At 52.9% G+C, this 15,885-nt stretch carries 14 protein-coding genes, 2 pseudogenes and 3 other annotated features; of the genes and pseudogenes, 14 read left to right on the top strand and 2 right to left on the bottom strand.

Translation table 11 applies throughout. The annotated features are described in order from the left end of the window. Positions 1-369: 369 nt before the first annotated feature. From wza to wcaD, 7 genes and pseudogenes are all read left to right on the top strand, one after another. The gene (wza, locus tag SF2126; protein NP_707956.1) at positions 370-1,509 is read left to right on the top strand and encodes a polysaccharide export protein Wza; all 1,140 of its coding nucleotides are present in this window, start codon (positions 370-372) and stop codon (positions 1,507-1,509) included. A gap of 5 nt (positions 1,510-1,514) precedes the next feature. Continuing rightward, positions 1,515-1,958, top strand: a complete 444-nt coding sequence (gene wzb, locus SF2125; RefSeq protein ID NP_707955.1) for a tyrosine phosphatase — start codon at positions 1,515-1,517, stop codon at positions 1,956-1,958. Beyond that, a complete protein-coding gene (locus SF2124) occupies positions 1,925-4,123 on the top strand; it encodes a hypothetical protein (RefSeq protein NP_707954.3) in 2,199 nt (732 codons plus the stop codon). The genes wzb and SF2124 overlap by 34 nt, the downstream gene beginning before the upstream one ends. Before the next feature lie 92 nt (positions 4,124-4,215). Further along, positions 4,216-5,055: a sequence feature (Similar to Escherichia coli K12 regulator gi: 1788372 (280 aa). BLAST with identity of 96% in 279 aa. This CDS contains an in-frame stop codon. The sequence has been checked and is believed to be correct.), on the top strand. After that, positions 4,216-5,055, top strand: a pseudogene (wcaA, locus tag SF2123). It overlaps the preceding feature by 840 nt. A gap of 2 nt (positions 5,056-5,057) precedes the next feature. Further along, on the top strand, positions 5,058-5,546 hold the full coding sequence (wcaB, locus tag SF2122; protein ID NP_707953.2) for an acyl transferase: 489 nt from the start codon (positions 5,058-5,060) through the stop codon (positions 5,544-5,546). After that, positions 5,543-6,760 carry a glycosyl transferase gene (gene wcaC / locus SF2121; protein ID NP_707952.1) on the top strand — a complete coding sequence of 406 codons (1,218 nt, stop codon included), beginning with the start codon at positions 5,543-5,545 and terminating at the stop codon, positions 6,758-6,760. The genes wcaB and wcaC overlap by 4 nt, the downstream gene beginning before the upstream one ends. Then, positions 6,663-7,637: a sequence feature (Similar to Escherichia coli K12 colanic acid polymerase ref: NP_416560.1 (405 aa). BLAST with identity of 96% in 324 aa. This CDS has been truncated. The sequence has been checked and is believed to be correct.), on the top strand. (Overlaps the previous gene by 98 nt.) After that, positions 6,663-7,637 (top strand): annotated as a pseudogene (gene wcaD / locus SF2120). Its footprint overlaps the feature before it by 975 nt. The gene wcaC and the pseudogene wcaD overlap by 98 nt, the downstream one beginning before the upstream one ends. Then, positions 7,557-8,324 (bottom strand) — a mobile genetic element. It overlaps the preceding pseudogene by 81 nt. Here wcaD and insB read toward each other — a convergent pair. After that, positions 7,572-7,967, bottom strand: coding sequence for an insertion element IS1 protein InsB (gene insB / locus SF2119; protein ID NP_707951.1), 396 nt, complete (start codon positions 7,965-7,967; stop codon positions 7,572-7,574). It overlaps the preceding feature by 396 nt. The pseudogene wcaD and the gene insB overlap by 66 nt on opposite strands. Continuing rightward, positions 7,994-8,269 (bottom strand): insertion element IS1 protein InsA, encoded by a 276-nt coding sequence (insA, locus tag SF2118; RefSeq protein NP_707950.1) that lies wholly within the window; start codon positions 8,267-8,269, stop codon positions 7,994-7,996. (Lies within the feature at positions 7,557-8,324.) A 140-nt stretch (positions 8,325-8,464) precedes the next feature. Here insA and wcaF point away from each other — a divergent pair. The 7 genes from wcaF (at position 8,465) to cpsG (ending at position 15,832) form a co-directional block, all read left to right on the top strand. Further along, entirely contained in the window at positions 8,465-9,013 is a 549-nt protein-coding gene (gene wcaF / locus SF2117; RefSeq protein ID NP_707949.1) for an acyl transferase, read from the top strand. Between the two features lie 25 nt (positions 9,014-9,038). Continuing rightward, entirely contained in the window at positions 9,039-10,160 is a 1,122-nt protein-coding gene (gene gmd / locus SF2116; RefSeq protein ID NP_707948.1) for a GDP-D-mannose dehydratase, read from the top strand. A gap of 2 nt (positions 10,161-10,162) precedes the next feature. Next, positions 10,163-11,131: a nucleotide di-P-sugar epimerase or dehydratase gene (gene wcaG, locus SF2115; protein ID NP_707947.1), complete on the top strand. Its 969-nt coding sequence runs from the start codon at positions 10,163-10,165 to the stop codon at positions 11,129-11,131. Continuing rightward, entirely contained in the window at positions 11,131-11,610 is a 480-nt protein-coding gene (gene wcaH / locus SF2114) for a GDP-mannose mannosyl hydrolase (RefSeq protein NP_707946.2), read from the top strand. The genes wcaG and wcaH overlap by 1 nt, the downstream gene beginning before the upstream one ends. Then, the gene (gene wcaI, locus SF2113) at positions 11,607-12,830 is read left to right on the top strand and encodes a glycosyl transferase (protein NP_707945.1); all 1,224 of its coding nucleotides are present in this window, start codon (positions 11,607-11,609) and stop codon (positions 12,828-12,830) included. The genes wcaH and wcaI overlap by 4 nt, the downstream gene beginning before the upstream one ends. Before the next feature lie 2 nt (positions 12,831-12,832). Then, positions 12,833-14,269: a mannose-1-phosphate guanylyltransferase gene (gene cpsB, locus SF2112; protein ID NP_707944.1), complete on the top strand. Its 1,437-nt coding sequence runs from the start codon at positions 12,833-12,835 to the stop codon at positions 14,267-14,269. 192 nt (positions 14,270-14,461) lie between these two features. Then, positions 14,462-15,832, top strand: coding sequence for a phosphomannomutase (cpsG, locus tag SF2111; protein ID NP_707943.2), 1,371 nt, complete (start codon positions 14,462-14,464; stop codon positions 15,830-15,832). Positions 15,833-15,885 lie beyond the last annotated feature (53 nt).

The raw sequence follows: 15,885 nt of genomic DNA, 5'->3' as shown, positions 1-15,885 counted from the left end.
CTATTCCGTTAGCTGTAACACTTCCTCCTGCATTATTGGCGAGCCAATATTCAATTACCATAATGTCACCTTATATTCGGAAGTTAATTTCCGCAATAACCCTTTCTCATCAACGATTGTATGCAGAGAGGGTTTGAAAAATTAAGCTCAATCAGTGTATTGGTAGCTAAAAAGCCAGGGGCGGTAGCGTGTCTGGATGCCTGAAAGACCAGTCTGAATTATTCTGTCAATAGCCTGCGGATGAAATCAATTTTTTTAGGACTGATGCCAGTTAAATTTTTATTCAATTAACTGCAAGGTAAATGTGCATGGCGACATTGCTATTAATAGTGCACAGGATAATTACTCTGCCAAAGTGATAAATAAACAATGATGAAATCCAAAATGAAATTGATGCCATTATTGGTGTCAGTAACCTTGATAAGCGGTTGCACAGTACTTCCGGGCAGCAATATGTCGACGATGGGCAAAGACGTCATCAAACAGCAGGACGCTGATTTCGATCTCGACAAAATGGTGAATGTTTATCCGCTGACCCCGCGCCTGATTGACCAATTACGCCCACGCCCGAATGTAGCGCGCCCCAATATGACGCTGGAAAGCGAGATCGCGAATTACCAGTATCGCGTCGGGCCGGGGGACGTTCTTAATGTCACCGTCTGGGATCACCCGGAACTCACCACGCCAGCTGGTCAGTACCGCAGCTCCAGCGACACCGGCAACTGGGTACAGCCTGACGGCACTATGTTTTACCCGTATATCGGCAAGGTTCACGTAGTCGGGAAAACGCTCGCTGAAATCCGCAGTGATATTACCGGGCGCTTAGCGACGTACATCGCTGACCCGCAGGTGGACGTTAATATCGCCGCCTTCCGCTCACAAAAGGCCTATATCTCAGGTCAGGTGAATAAATCCGGTCAACAGGCGATCACCAACGTACCACTGACCATTCTCGACGCCATCAACGCCGCAGGTGGCCTGACCGACACCGCTGACTGGCGCAACGTGGTGCTAACACACAATGGTCGTGAAGAACGCATTTCTTTACAGGCGCTGATGCAAAACGGCGACCTCAATCAGAACCGACTGCTTTATCCCGGCGATATTCTCTACGTGCCGCGTAATGATGATCTGAAAGTATTTGTGATGGGTGAAGTGAAGAAACAGAGCACCCTGAAAATGGACTTTAGCGGCATGACCCTGACTGAAGCTCTGGCCAATGCCGAAGGTATCGACATGACCACCTCCAACGCCAGCGGCATCTTTGTCATTCGTCCGCTGAAAGGCGAGGGCGGGCGTAACGGCAAGATTGCCAATATCTACCAGCTGGATATGTCCGATGCGACGTCGCTGGTGATGGCGACAGAATTCCGCCTGCAACCTTATGACGTGGTGTATGTCACCACCGCCCCGGTTTCCCGCTGGAACCGTCTGATCAATCAGTTGCTGCCAACTATTAGCGGTGTCCGTTACATGACGGATACAGCCAGCGACATTCATAACTGGTAATCGTCATGTTTAACAACATCTTAGTTGTCTGTGTCGGCAATATTTGCCGTTCCCCGATGGCGGAACGCTTACTGCAACGTTATCACCCGGAACTGAAAGTGGAGTCCGCTGGACTCGGCGCGCTGGTCGGTAAGGGCGCTGATCCTACCGCTATCAGCGTCGCCGCAGAACATCAACTGTCTCTGGAAGGCCACTGTGCACGACAAATCAGCCGCCGCCTGTGTCGCAACTATGACCTGATTTTGACCATGGATAAGCGCCATATCGAACGCTTATGCGAGATGGCACCGGAGATGCGCGGCAAAGTGATGCTGTTTGGTCACTGGGATAACGAATGTGAAATCCCCGATCCGTATCACAAAAGCCGGGAAACGTTTGCAGCGGTGTACACATTACTTGAACGGTCTGCCCGCCAGTGGGCGCAGGCATTGAACGCAGAGCAGGTATAAGAATGACAGAAAAAGTAAAACAACATGCCGCTCCGGTAACGGGCAGTGATGAAATCGATATTGGTCGCCTGGTCGGCACCGTCATTGAAGCGCGCTGGTGGGTGATTGGCATCACCGTCGTATTTGCCCTCTGTGCCGTGGTTTACACTTTCTTCGCCACGCCGATTTATAGTGCCGACGCACTGGTACAAATCGAGCAAAACAGCGGCAATTCGCTGGTGCAGGATATCGGCTCGGCATTAGCCAACAAACCGCCTGCATCGGACGCCGAGATCCAGTTGATTCGTTCGCGTCTGGTGCTTGGTAAAACGGTGGACGATCTCGACCTCGATATTGCGGTGAGCAAAAACACGTTCCCGATTTTCGGGGCGGGCTGGGATCGCCTGATGGGGCGTCAGAACGAGACGGTGAAAGTGACTACCTTTAACCGCCCGAAAGAGATGGCGGATCAGGTGTTTACGCTTAATGTGCTGGATGACAAAAACTACACCCTGAGCAGTGATGGCGGCTTTAGCGCCCGTGGGCAAGCGGGCCAGATGCTGAAAAAAGAAGGCGTCACGCTGATGGTTGAAGCCATTCACGCCCGCCCGGGCAGTGAGTTTACCGTCACCAAATACTCCACGTTGGGGATGATCAACCAACTGCAAAACAGCCTGACGGTAACGGAGAACGGCAAAGACGCAGGCGTACTGAGCCTGACTTATACCGGTGAAGATCGCGAACAGATCCGCGACATTCTTAACAGCATCGCTCGTAACTATCAGGAACAAAATATTGAGCGCAAATCGGCGGAAGCGTCGAAAAGCCTCGCTTTCCTCGCGCAACAGTTACCGGAAGTACGTAGCCGCCTCGATGTTGCCGAAAACAAACTGAATGCCTTCCGTCAGGATAAAGATTCTGTTGATCTGCCGCTTGAAGCGAAAGCGGTGCTCGATTCGATGGTGAACATCGACGCGCAGTTGAACGAACTGACCTTTAAAGAGGCGGAAATCTCCAAGCTGTACACCAAAGTTCACCCGGCGTACCGCACGCTGCTGGAGAAACGTCAGGCGCTGGAAGAAGAGAAAGCCAAACTTAACGGTCGCGTAACGGCGATGCCGAAAAACCAGCAGGAAATTGTCCGTCTGACCCGCGATGTCGAGTCTGGTCAGCAGGTCTATATGCAACTGCTGAATAAAGAGCAGGAGCTGAAAATCACCGAAGCCAGCACCGTCGGCGATGTGCGCATTATTGACCCGGCAATCACCCAGCCTGGCGTGCTAAAACCGAAGAAAGGGCTGATTATCCTCGGCGCGATTATCCTTGGCCTGATGCTCTCTATCGTGGGTGTGCTGCTGCGCTCGTTGTTTAATCGCGGCATCGAAAGCCCGCAAGTGCTGGAAGAACACGGAATCAGCGTCTATGCCAGCATCCCGCTGTCGGAGTGGCAGAAAGCGCGCGATAGCGTCAAAACCATCAAAGGGGTTAAACGCTATAAACAGAGCCAGCTACTGGCAGTGGGGAATCCAACCGATCTGGCGATTGAAGCCATCCGTAGTCTGCGTACCAGTCTGCACTTCGCGATGATGCAGGCGCAGAACAATGTGTTGATGATGACCGGGGTTAGCCCGTCAATCGGTAAAACCTTTGTCTGCGCCAACCTGGCGGCGGTGATCAGCCAGACCAATAAACGCGTGTTGTTGATCGACTGCGATATGCGCAAAGGCTACACCCACGAGCTGTTGGGCACCAATAATGTCAATGGGCTGTCGGAGATTCTGATTGGTCAGGGCGATATTACTACCGCTGCTAAACCGACCTCTATTGCCAAATTTGACCTGATCCCGCGCGGTCAGGTGCCGCCAAATCCTTCTGAACTGTTAATGAGCGAACGCTTTGCCGAACTGGTGAACTGGGCGAGTAAAAACTATGACCTGGTGTTGATTGATACGCCGCCGATTCTGGCAGTGACCGATGCGGCAATTGTTGGTCGTCATGTCGGAACCACGTTAATGGTGGCGCGTTATGCGGTCAACACATTGAAAGAAGTGGAAACCAGTCTGAGCCGCTTTGAGCAAAACGGTATTCCGGTGAAAGGGGTGATTCTGAACTCCATCTTCCGCCGCGCCAGCGCGTATCAGGATTATGGCTATTACGAATACGAATATAAGTCGGATGCGAAATAACGACGCCTGCATTCGCACCGCCCCGTAGGCCGGATAAGGCGCTCACGCCGCATCCGGCAAGCAAACCAGCTCATAAGCCGGGAGAACAACCTATGAAAGACAATCCGCTGATCTCAATCTATATGCCAACCTGGAACCGCCAACAACTGGCGATTCGGGCGATAAAATCGGTCCTGCGCCAGGACTACAGCAACTGGGAGATGATCATCGTGGATGATTGCTCCACCTCCTGGGAACAACTGCAACAGTACGTCACTGCCCTCAACGATCCGCGTATCACTTACATCCACAACGACATTAACAGCGGGGCGTGCGCGGTGCGTAACCAGGCGATTATGCTGGCGCAAGGGGAATACATCACCGGGATCGATGATGATGATGAATGGACGCCCAACCGCCTGAGCGTCTTCCTCGCCCATAAACAGCAACTGGTCACACACGCCTTTTTGTACGCTAACGACTACGTTTGCTAGGGAGAAGTTTATTCCCAACCGGCGAGCTTACCACTGTATCCCAAATCGCCGTACTCACGCCGCCTGTTCTATAAACGTAATATCATTGGCAATCAGGTCTTTACCTGGGCATGGCGTTTCAAAGAGTGTTTGTTCGATACCGAACTGAAAGCAGCACAGGATTACGACATATTCCTGCGGATGGTGGTGGAGTACGGCGAACCGTGGAAAGTGGAAGAGGCGACGCAGATCCTGCATATCAATCACGGCGAAATGCAGATCACCTCGTCACCGAAAAAATTCTCCGGATACTTCCACTTTTACCGCAAGCACAAAGACAAATTCGACCGCGCCAGTAAAAAATATCAGCTGTTTACCCTCTACCAGATCCGCAATAAACGTATGACCTGGCGCACCTTGTTGACGCTGCTGTCGGTGCGTAACGGCAAACGTCTGGCTGATGGTATTCGGGGGCGCTAAAGATGCTGGAAGATCTGCGCGCCAACAGCTGGAGTTTACGCCCGTGCTGCATGGTACTTGCCTATCGCGTCGCTCATTTTTGTTCGGTGTGGCGCAAAAAGAACGTCCTCAACAATCTGTGGGCGGCCCCGCTGCTGGTGCTGTATCGCATTATCACCGAATGCTTTTTCGGTTATGAAATCCAGGCCGCCGCGACCATTGGCCGCCGCTTTACTATCCATCACGGTTACGCCGTAGTGATCAATAAAAACGTGGTGGCGGGGGATGATTTCACCATTCGCCACGGCGTCACTATCGGCAATCGGGGTGCCGATAACATGGCATGTCCACACATTGGCAACGGCGTCGAACTCGGTGCCAACGTCATTATTCTTGGTGATATCACGCTTGGTAACAACGTCACCGTGGGTGCGGGCAGCGTGGTGCTCGACTCTGTCCCGGACAACGCGCTGGTGGTGGGAGAAAAAGCGCGAGTGAAGGTGATTAAATGAATATTCTGCAATTTAATGTGCGACTGGCGGAAGGCGGGGCAGCAGGTGTGGCGTTAGATCTCCACCAGCGTGCGCTGCAACAGGGGCTGGCGTCACATTTTGTCTACGGCTACGGCAAAGGCGGCAAAGAGAGCGTCAGCCATCAGAACTATCCGCAGGTCATCAAACATACGCCGCGGATGACCGCGATGGCGAACATTGCGTTGTTTCGTCTGTTTAATCGCGATCTGTTCGGCAATTTCAATGAGTTATATCGCACCATTACTCGCACACCGGGTCCGGTGGTCCTGCATTTTCATGTGCTGCACAGCTACTGGTTGAATCTTAACAGCGTGGTGCGCTTTTGCGAAAAAGTGAAAAACCATAAACCGGATGTCACCCTGGTCTGGACGCTGCACGACCACTGGAGTGTAACCGGACGCTGCGCCTTTACCGACGGTTGCGAAGGCTGGAAAACGGGCTGCCAGAAATGCCCGACCTTAAATAACTATCCGCCGGTGAAGATTGATCGCGCGCACCAGCTGGTGGCGGGCAAACGCCAGTTATTCCGCGAGATGCTGGCGCTGGGCTGTCAGTTTATTTCCCCCAGCCAGCATGTGGCTGACGCTTTCAATAGTCTGTACGGGCCAGGGCGTTGCCGGATTATCAATAATGGCATTGATATGGCAACCGAAGCGATTCTGGCAGATCTGCCTCCGGTGCGCGAAACTCAGGGCAAGCCGAAAATCGCAGTGGTGGCGCATGACCTGCGTTACGACGGCAAAACTAACCAGCAACTGGTGCGTGAGATGATGGCGCTGGGCGACAAAATCGAACTGCATACCTTTGGTAAGTTCTCGCCGTTCACCGCTGGCAACGTGGTTAATCACGGCTTTGAAACTGACAAGCGCAAGTTGATGAGCGCGCTCAATCAGATGGATGCGCTGGTGTTCAGTTCTCGTGTCGATAACTACCCGCTGATTTTGTGTGAGGCGCTATCGATTGGCGTGCCGGTGATTGCCACCCATAGCGATGCGGCGCGGGAAGTGCTGCAAAAATCCGGTGGTAAAACCGTCAGTGAAGAAGAGGTGCTGCAACTGGTACAGTTAAGCAAACCGGAAATCGCGCAGGCGATATTTGGTACCACGCTGGCTGAGTTCAGCCAACGCAGTCGCGCCGCCTACAGTGGACAACAGATGCTGGAGGAGTATGTCAACTTCTATCAGAATCTGTAGCTACCTGCTGCTGCCACTGATCTACCTGCTGGTTAACGTCAAAATCGCCCAGCTTGGCGAAAGTTTCCCCATCACCATCGTCACTTTTTTACCTGTCTTGTTACTGCTGTTTTTAGAACGCATCAGCATTAAAAAATTGATGATTGCCTTAGGGATTGGCGCGGGACTCACGGCGTTTAACTACCTGTTTGGTCAGTCGTTGGATGCCGGTAAATACGTCACTTCAACTATGCTGTTTGTCTATATTGTGATCATTATTGGCATGGTGTGGAGTATTCGTTTTAAAACAATTTCGCCACACAACCATCGTAAGATATTACGTTTCTTTTATCTGGTGGTCGGACTGGTGGTGGCGCTGGCGGCGGTGGAGATGGCGCAAATTATCCTCACCGGTGGCAGCAGTATTATGGAGTCGATTTCGAAATATCTGATTTACAGCAACAGCTATGTGCTGAATTTCATTAAATTCGGCGGCAAGCGCACGACAGCACTTTATTTCGAACCGGCATTTTTCGCTCTGGCATTAATCTCAATTTGGCTCAGCATCAAACAGTTTGGTATCAAAACGCCTAAAACAGATGCCCTGATTCTCGCAGGGATAATATTATCCGGATCGTTTTCAGGGGTTATGACCTTTATCCTGTTTTATTTGCTGGAGTGGGCATTTCAATATCTGAATAAAGAGGCGATTAAGAAAAAATTACCGTTAGCATTGATTTCTCTGGCTGTATTCCGGGTTGGTGTGGTAATCGCGTTTCCTTATATTTCCACCCGTCTGGGCGATTTAGGTACGGGGGGTAATGACTCCAACTTACTGATAGTGTTTTATGTTCAGATAATGCCCGATGACCTTGTCATGCAGCTCCACCGATTTTGAGAACGACAGTGACTTCCGTCCCAGCCTTGCCAGATGTTGTCTCAGCTTCAGATTATGTCGCTCAATGCGCTGAGTGTAACGCTTGCTGATAACGTGCAGCTTTCCCTTCAGGCGTGATTCATACAGCGGCCAGCCATCCGTCATCCATACCACGACCTCAAAGGCCGACAGCAGGCTCAGAAGACGCTCCAGTGTGGCCAGAGTGCGTTCCCCGAAGACGTGCGCCACAACCGTCCTCCGTATCCTGTCATACGCGTAAAACAGCCAGCGCTGACGTGATTTAGCACCGACGTAGCCCCAATGTTCGTCCATTTCAGCGCAGACAATCACATCACTGCCCGGTTGTATGCGCGAGGTTACCGACTGCGGCCTGAGTTTTTTAAGTGACGTAAAACCGTGTTGAGGCCAACGCCCATAATGCGTGCACTGGCGCGACATCCGACGCCATTCATGGCCATATCAATGATTTTCTGGTGCGTACCGGGCTGAGAGGCGGTGTAAGTGAACTGTAGTTGCCATGTTTTACGGCAATGAGAGCAGAGATAGCGCTGATGTCCGGCAGTGCTTTTGCCGTTACGCACCACGCCTTCAGTAGCGGAGCAGGAAGGACATCTGATGGAAATGGAAGCCACGCAAGCACCTTAAAATCACCATCATACACTAAATCAGTAAGTTGGCAGCATTACCTGTGTGCTGACGCCAAAAAAGTCCAACGGCAGATATTACATGTACCTGGCTTCTGGGCAGAATTATCCTGGCATTTACGCCAACGTACGACAGGTAAGACTAAAGCCTTATATAACAAAGTCTGAATATAAGGAAAACCAATGCAAGATTTAAGCGGTTTCTCGGTGCCGAAAGGGTTCCGGGGCGGCAACGCTATTAAAGTGCAATTATGGTGGGCAGTACAGGCAACAATATTTGCCTGGTCGCCACAAGTATTGTATCGCTGGCGGGCTTTTTTATTACGTTTATTCGGAGCAAAAATAGGAAAAAACGTAGTTATTCGTCCGTCAGTAAAAATTACCTATCCGTGGAAATTAACCTTAGGTGATTACGCGTGGGTTGGCGATGACGTCAATTTATATACCCTCGGTGAAATAACCATTGGCGCACATTCGGTGATATCGCAAAAAAGTTATTTATGCACCGGTAGCCACGACCATGCAAGTCAACATTTCACCATTAACGCCACGCCTATTGTGATTGGCGAGAAATGCTGGCTGGCAACCGATGTCTTTGTTGCCCCAGGCGTCACAATCGGCGACGGCACCGTCGTGGGTGCACGAAGCAGTGTTTTTAAATCGCTTCCGGCAAATGTGGTTTGCCGGGGGAATCCCGCAGTGGTGATACGCGAACGCGTTGAAACTGAATAAATTCAAAAATACAGAGGAATAAGACATGTCAAAAGTCGCTCTCATCACCGGTGTAACCGGACAAGACGGTTCTTACCTGGCAGAGTTTCTGCTGGAAAAAGGTTACGAGGTGCATGGTATTAAGCGTCGCGCATCGTCATTCAACACCGAGCGCGTGGATCACATTTATCAGGATCCGCACACCTGCAACCCGAAATTCCATCTGCATTATGGCGACCTGAGTGATACCTCTAACCTGACGCGCATTTTGCGTGAAGTACAGCCGGATGAAGTGTACAACCTAGGCGCAATGAGCCACGTTGCGGTCTCTTTTGAGTCACCAGAATATACCGCTGACGTCGACGCGATGGGTACGCTGCGCCTGCTGGAGGCGATCCGCTTCCTCGGTCTGGAAAAGAAAACTCGTTTCTATCAGGCTTCCACCTCTGAACTGTATGGTCTGGTGCAGGAAATTCCGCAGAAAGAAACCACGCCGTTCTACCCGCGATCTCCGTATGCGGTCGCCAAACTGTACGCCTACTGGATCACCGTTAACTACCGCGAATCCTACGGCATGTACGCTTGTAACGGAATTCTCTTCAACCATGAATCCCCGCGCCGCGGCGAAACCTTCGTTACCCGCAAAATCACCCGCGCAATCGCCAACATCGCCCAGGGGCTGGAGTCGTGCCTGTACCTCGGCAATATGGATTCCCTGCGTGACTGGGGCCACGCCAAAGACTACGTAAAAATGCAGTGGATGATGCTGCAACAGGAACAGCCGGAAGATTTCGTTATCGCGACCGGCGTTCAGTACTCCGTACGTCAGTTTGTGGAAATGGCGGCAGCACAGCTGGGCATCAAACTGCGCTTTGAAGGCACGGGTGTTGAAGAGAAGGGCATTGTGGTTTCCGTCACCGGGCATGACGCGCCGGGCGTTAAACCGGGTGATGTGATTATCGCCGTTGATCCGCGTTACTTCCGTCCGGCAGAAGTTGAAACGCTGCTCGGCGACCCGACCAAAGCGCACGAAAAACTGGGCTGGAAACCGGAAATCACCCTCAGAGAGATGGTGTCTGAAATGGTGGCTAATGACCTCGAAGCGGCGAAAAAACACTCTCTGCTGAAATCTCACGGCTACGACGTGGCGATCGCGCTGGAGTCATAAGCATGAGTAAACAACGCATTTTTATCGCTGGCCATTGTGGGATGGTCGGTTCTGCCATCAAGCGGCAGCTCGAACAGCGCGGTGATGTGGAGCTGGTATTACGTACCCGCGATGAACTGAACCTGCTGGACAGCCGCGCCGTGCATGATTTCTTTGCCAGCGAACGCATTGACCAGGTCTATCTGGCGGCGGCGAAAGTGGGCGGCATTGTTGCCAACAACACCTATCCGGCGGATTTCATCTACCAGAACATGATGATTGAGAGCAACATCATTCACGCCGCGCATCAGAACGACGTGAACAAACTGATGTTTCTCGGATCGTCCTGCATCTACCCGAAACTGGCAAAACAGCCGATGGCAGAAAGCGAGTTATTGCAGGGCACGCTGGAGCCGACCAACGAGCCTTACGCCATTGCCAAAATCGCCGGGATCAAACTGTGCGAATCTTACAACCGCCAGTATGGACGCGATTACCGCACTGTCATGCCGACCAACCTGTACGGGCCGCATGACAACTTCCACCCGAGTAACTCCCATGTGATACCAGCATTGCTGCGTCGCTTCCACGAGGCGACGGCACAGAATGCGCCGGACGTGGTGGTATGGGGCAGCGGTACACCGATGCGTGAATTCCTGCACGTCGATGATATGGCGGCGGCGAGCATTCATGTCATGGAGCTGGCGCATGAAGTCTGGCTGGAGAATACCCAACCGATGCTGTCGCACATTAACGTCGGCACGGGCGTTGACTGCACTATCCGCGAGCTGGCGCAAACCATCGCCAAAGTGGTGGGTTACAAAGGTCGGGTGGTTTTTGATGCCAGCAAACCGGATGGTACGCCGCGCAAACTGCTGGATGTGACGCGCCTGCATCAGCTTGGCTGGTATCACGAAATCTCACTGGAAGCGGGGCTTGCCAGCACTTACCAGTGGTTCCTTGAGAATCAAGACCGCTTTCGGGGGGAATGATGTTTTTACGTCAGGAAGACTTTGCCACTGTAGTGCGCTCCACACCGCTTGTCTCTCTCGACTTTATTGTCGAGAACAGTCGCGGCGAGTTTCTGCTTGGCAAAAGAACCAACCGCCCGGCGCAGGGTTACTGGTTTGTGCCGGGAGGGCGCGTGCAGAAAGACGAAACGCTGGAAGCCGCATTTGAGCGGCTGACGATGGCGGAACTGGGGCTGCGTCTGCCGATAACAGCAGGCCAGTTTTACGGTGTCTGGCAGCATTTTTATGACGATAACTTCTCCGGCACGGATTTCACCACTCACTATGTGGTGCTCGGTTTTCGCTTCAGAGTAGCGGAAGAAGAGCTGTTACTGCCGGATGAGCAGCATGACGATTACCGCTGGCTGACGCCGGACGCGCTGCTCGCCAGTAACGATGTTCACGCTAACAGCCGAGCCTATTTTCTCGCTGAGAAGCGTGCCGGAGTACCCGGATTATGAAAATACTGGTCTACGGCATTAACTACTCGCCGGAGTTAACCGGCATCGGCAAATACACCGGCGAGATGGTGGAATGGTTGGCGGCACAAGGTCATGAGGTGCGGGTCATTACCGCACCGCCTTACTACCCGCAATGGCAGGTGGGTGAGAACTATTCCGCCTGGCGCTACAAACGAGAAGAAGGGGCCGCCACGGTGTGGCGCTGCCCGCTGTACGTGCCAAAACAGCCGAGCACCCTGAAACGCTTGTTGCATCTCGGCAGTTTTGCCGTCAGCAGTTTCTTTCCACTGATGGCGCAACGTCGCTGGAAGCCGGATCGCATTATTGGCGTAGTGCCAACGCTGTTTTGCACGCCGGGAATGCGCCTGCTGGCGAAGCTCTCTGGTGCGCGTACCGTGCTGCATATTCAGGATTACGAAGTGGACGCCATGCTGGGGCTGGGCCTTGCCGGAAAAGGCAAAGGCGGCAAAGTGGCACAGCTGGCAACGGCGTTCGAACGTAGCGGACTGCATAACGTCGATAACGTTTCCACGATTTCGCGTTCGATGATGAATAAAGCCATCGAAAAAGGCGTGGCGGCGGATAACGTCATCTTCTTCCCCAACTGGTCGGAAATTGCCCGTTTTCAGCATGTTGCAGACGCCGATGTTGATGCCCTTCGTAACCAGCTTGGCCTGCCGGATAACAAAAAAATCATTCTTTACTCCGGCAATATTGGTGAAAAGCAGGGGCTGGAAAACGTTATTGAAGCTGCCGATCTCCTGCGCGATGAACCGCTGATTTTTGCCATTGTCGGGCAGGGCGGCGGCAAAGCGCGGCTGGAAAAAATGGCGCAGCAGCGTGGACTGCGCAACATGCAATTTTTCCCGCTGCAATCGTATGACGCTTTACCTGCACTGCTGAAGATGGGCGATTGCCATCTGGTGGTGCAAAAACGCGGCGCGGCAGATGCCGTATTGCCGTCGAAACTGACCAATATTCTGGCGGTAGGCGGTAACGCGGTGATTACCGCAGAGGCCCACACAGAACTGGGGCAGCTTTGCGAAACCTTTCCGGGTATTGCGGTTTGCGTAGAACCGGAATCGGTCGAGGCGCTGGTGGCGGGGATTCGTCAGGCGCTCCTGCTGCCCAAACATAACACGGTGGCACGTGAATATGCCGAACGCACGCTCGATAAAGAGAACGTGTTACGTCAATTTATAAATGATATTCGGGGATAATTATGGCGCAGTCGAAACTCTATCCAGTTGTGATGGCAGGTGGCTCCGGTAGCCGTTTATGGCCGCTTTCCCGCGTACTTTACCCCAAGCAGTTTTTATGCCTGAAAGGCGATCTCACCATGCTGCAAACCACCATCTGCCGCCTGAACGGCGTGGAGTGCGAAAGCCCGGTGGTGATTTGCAATGAGCAGCACCGCTTTATTGTCGCGGAACAGCTGCGTCAACTGAACAAACTCACCGAGAACATTATTCTCGAACCGGCAGGGCGTAACACTGCACCTGCCATTGCACTGGCGGCGCTGGCGGCAAAACGTCATAGCCCGGAGAGCGACCCGTTAATGCTGGTATTGGCGGCGGATCATGTGATTGCCGATGAAGACGCGTTCCGTGCCGCCGTGCGTAATGCCATGCCTTATGCCGAAGCGGGCAAGCTGGTGACCTTTGGCATTGTGCCGGATCTACCAGAAACCGGTTATGGCTATATTCGTCGCGGTGAAGTGTCTGTGGGTGAGCAGGATACGGTGGCCTTTGAAGTGGCGCAGTTTGTCGAAAAACCGAATCTGGAAACCGCCCAGGCCTATGTAGCAAGCGGCGAATATTACTGGAACAGCGGCATGTTCCTGTTCCGCGCCGGACGCTATCTCGAAGAACTGAAAAAATATCGCCCGGATATCCTCGATGCCTGCGAAAAAGCGATGAGCGCCGTCGATCCGGATCTCGATTTTATTCGTGTGGATGAAGAAGCGTTTCTCGCCTGCCCGGAAGAGTCGGTGGATTACGCGGTCATGGAACCTACGGCAGATGCTGTTGTGGTGCCGATGGATGCGGGCTGGAGCGATGTTGGTTCCTGGTCTTCATTATGGGAGATCAGCGCCCACACCGCCGAGGGCAACGTTTGCCACGGCGATGTGATTAATCACAAAACTGAAAACAGCTATGTGTATGCCGAATCAGGCCTGGTCACCACCGTCGGGGTGAAAGATCTGGTAGTGGTGCAGACCAAAGATGCGGTGCTGATTGCCGACCGTAACGCGGTACAGGATGTGAAAAAAGTGGTCGAGCAGATCAAAGCCGATGGTCGCCATGAGCATCGGGTGCATCGCGAAGTGTATCGTCCGTGGGGCAAATATGACTCTATCGACGCGGGCGACCGCTACCAGGTGAAACGCATCACCGTGAAACCGGGCGAGGGTTTGTCGGTACAGATGCACCATCACCGCGCGGAACACTGGGTAGTGGTCGCGGGAACGGCAAAAGTCACCATTGATGGTGATATCAAACTGCTTGGTGAAAACGAGTCCATTTATATTCCGCTGGGGGCGACGCACTGCCTGGAAAACCCGGGGAAAATTCCGCTCGATTTAATTGAAGTGCGCTCCGGCTCTTATCTCGAAGAGGATGATGTGGTGCGCTTCGCGGATCGCTACGGACGGGTGTAAACGTCGCATCAGGCGCTGTTTGTCGGATGCGGCGTGAACGCCTTATCCGACCTACGGTTCGGTTTTGTAGGCCTGATAAGACGCGGCAGCGTCGCATCAGGCAATGAATGCGAAACCGCGGTGTAAATAACGACAAAAATAAAATTGGCCGTTTCGGTCAGGGCCAACTATTGCCTGAAAAAGGGTAACGACATGAAAAAATTAACCTGCTTTAAAGCCTATGATATTCGCGGGAAATTAGGCGAAGAACTGAATGAAGATATCGCCTGGCGCATTGGTCGCGCCTATGGCGAATTTCTCAAACCGAAAACCATTGTGTTAGGCGGTGATGTCCGTCTCACCAGCGAAACCTTAAAACTGGCGCTGGCAAAAGGTTTACAGGATGCGGGCGTCGATGTGCTGGATATCGGTATGTCCGGCACCGAAGAGATCTATTTCGCCACGTTCCATCTCGGCGTGGATGGCGGCATTGAAGTTACTGCCAGCCATAATCCGATGGATTACAACGGCATGAAGCTGGTGCGCGAGGGGGCTCGCACGATCAGCGGTGATACCGGACTGCGCGACGTCCAGCGTCTGGCTGAAGCCAACGACTTTCCTCCCGTCGATGAAACCAAACGCGGTCGCTATCAGCAAATCAACCTGCGTGACGCTTACGTTGATCACCTGTTCGGTTATATCAATGTCAAAAATCTCACGCCGCTCAAGCTGGTGATCAACTCCGGGAATGGCGCAGCGGGTCCGGTGGTGGACGCCATTGAAGCCCGCTTTAAAGCCCTCGGCGCGCCCGTGGAATTAATCAAAGTACACAACACACCGGACGGCAATTTCCCCAACGGTATTCCTAACCCGCTGCTGCCGGAATGTCGCGACGACACCCGCAATGCGGTCATCAAACACGGCGCGGATATGGGCATTGCCTTTGATGGCGATTTTGACCGCTGTTTTCTGTTTGACGAAAAAGGGCAGTTTATCGAGGGCTACTACATTGTCGGCCTGCTGGCAGAAGCGTTCCTCGAAAAAAATCCCGGCGCGAAGATCATCCATGATCCGCGTCTCTCTTGGAACACTATTGATGTGGTGACTGCTGCAGGCGGCACGCCGGTAATGTCGAAAACCGGACACGCCTTTATTAAAGAACGGATGCGCAAGGAAGACGCCATCTACGGTGGCGAAATGAGCGCCCACCATTACTTCCGTGATTTCGCTTACTGCGACAGCGGCATGATCCCGTGGCTGCTGGTCGCCGAACTGGTGTGCCTGAAAGGAAAAACGCTGGGCGAACTGGTGCGCGACCGGATGGCGGCGTTTCCGGCAAGCGGTGAGATCAACAGCAAACTGGCGCAACCCGTTGAGGCGATTAACCGCGTGGAACAGCATTTTAGCCGTGAGGCGCTGGCGGTGGATCGCAGCGATGGCATCAGCATGACCTTTGCCGACTGGCGCTTTAACCTGCGCACCTCCAATACCGAACCGGTGGTGCGCCTGAATGTGGAATCGCGCGGTGATGTGCCGCTGATGGAAGCGCGAACGCGAACTCTGCTGACGTTGCTGAACGAGTAATGTCGGATCTTCCCTTACCCCACTGCGGGTAAGGGGCTAATAACAGGAACAAC

The organism is Shigella flexneri 2a str. 301, from assembly GCF_000006925.2.
Classification (GTDB): Bacteria; Pseudomonadota; Gammaproteobacteria; order Enterobacterales; family Enterobacteriaceae; genus ECMA0423.
This window is presented reverse-complemented; position numbering and strand designations above follow the sequence as displayed.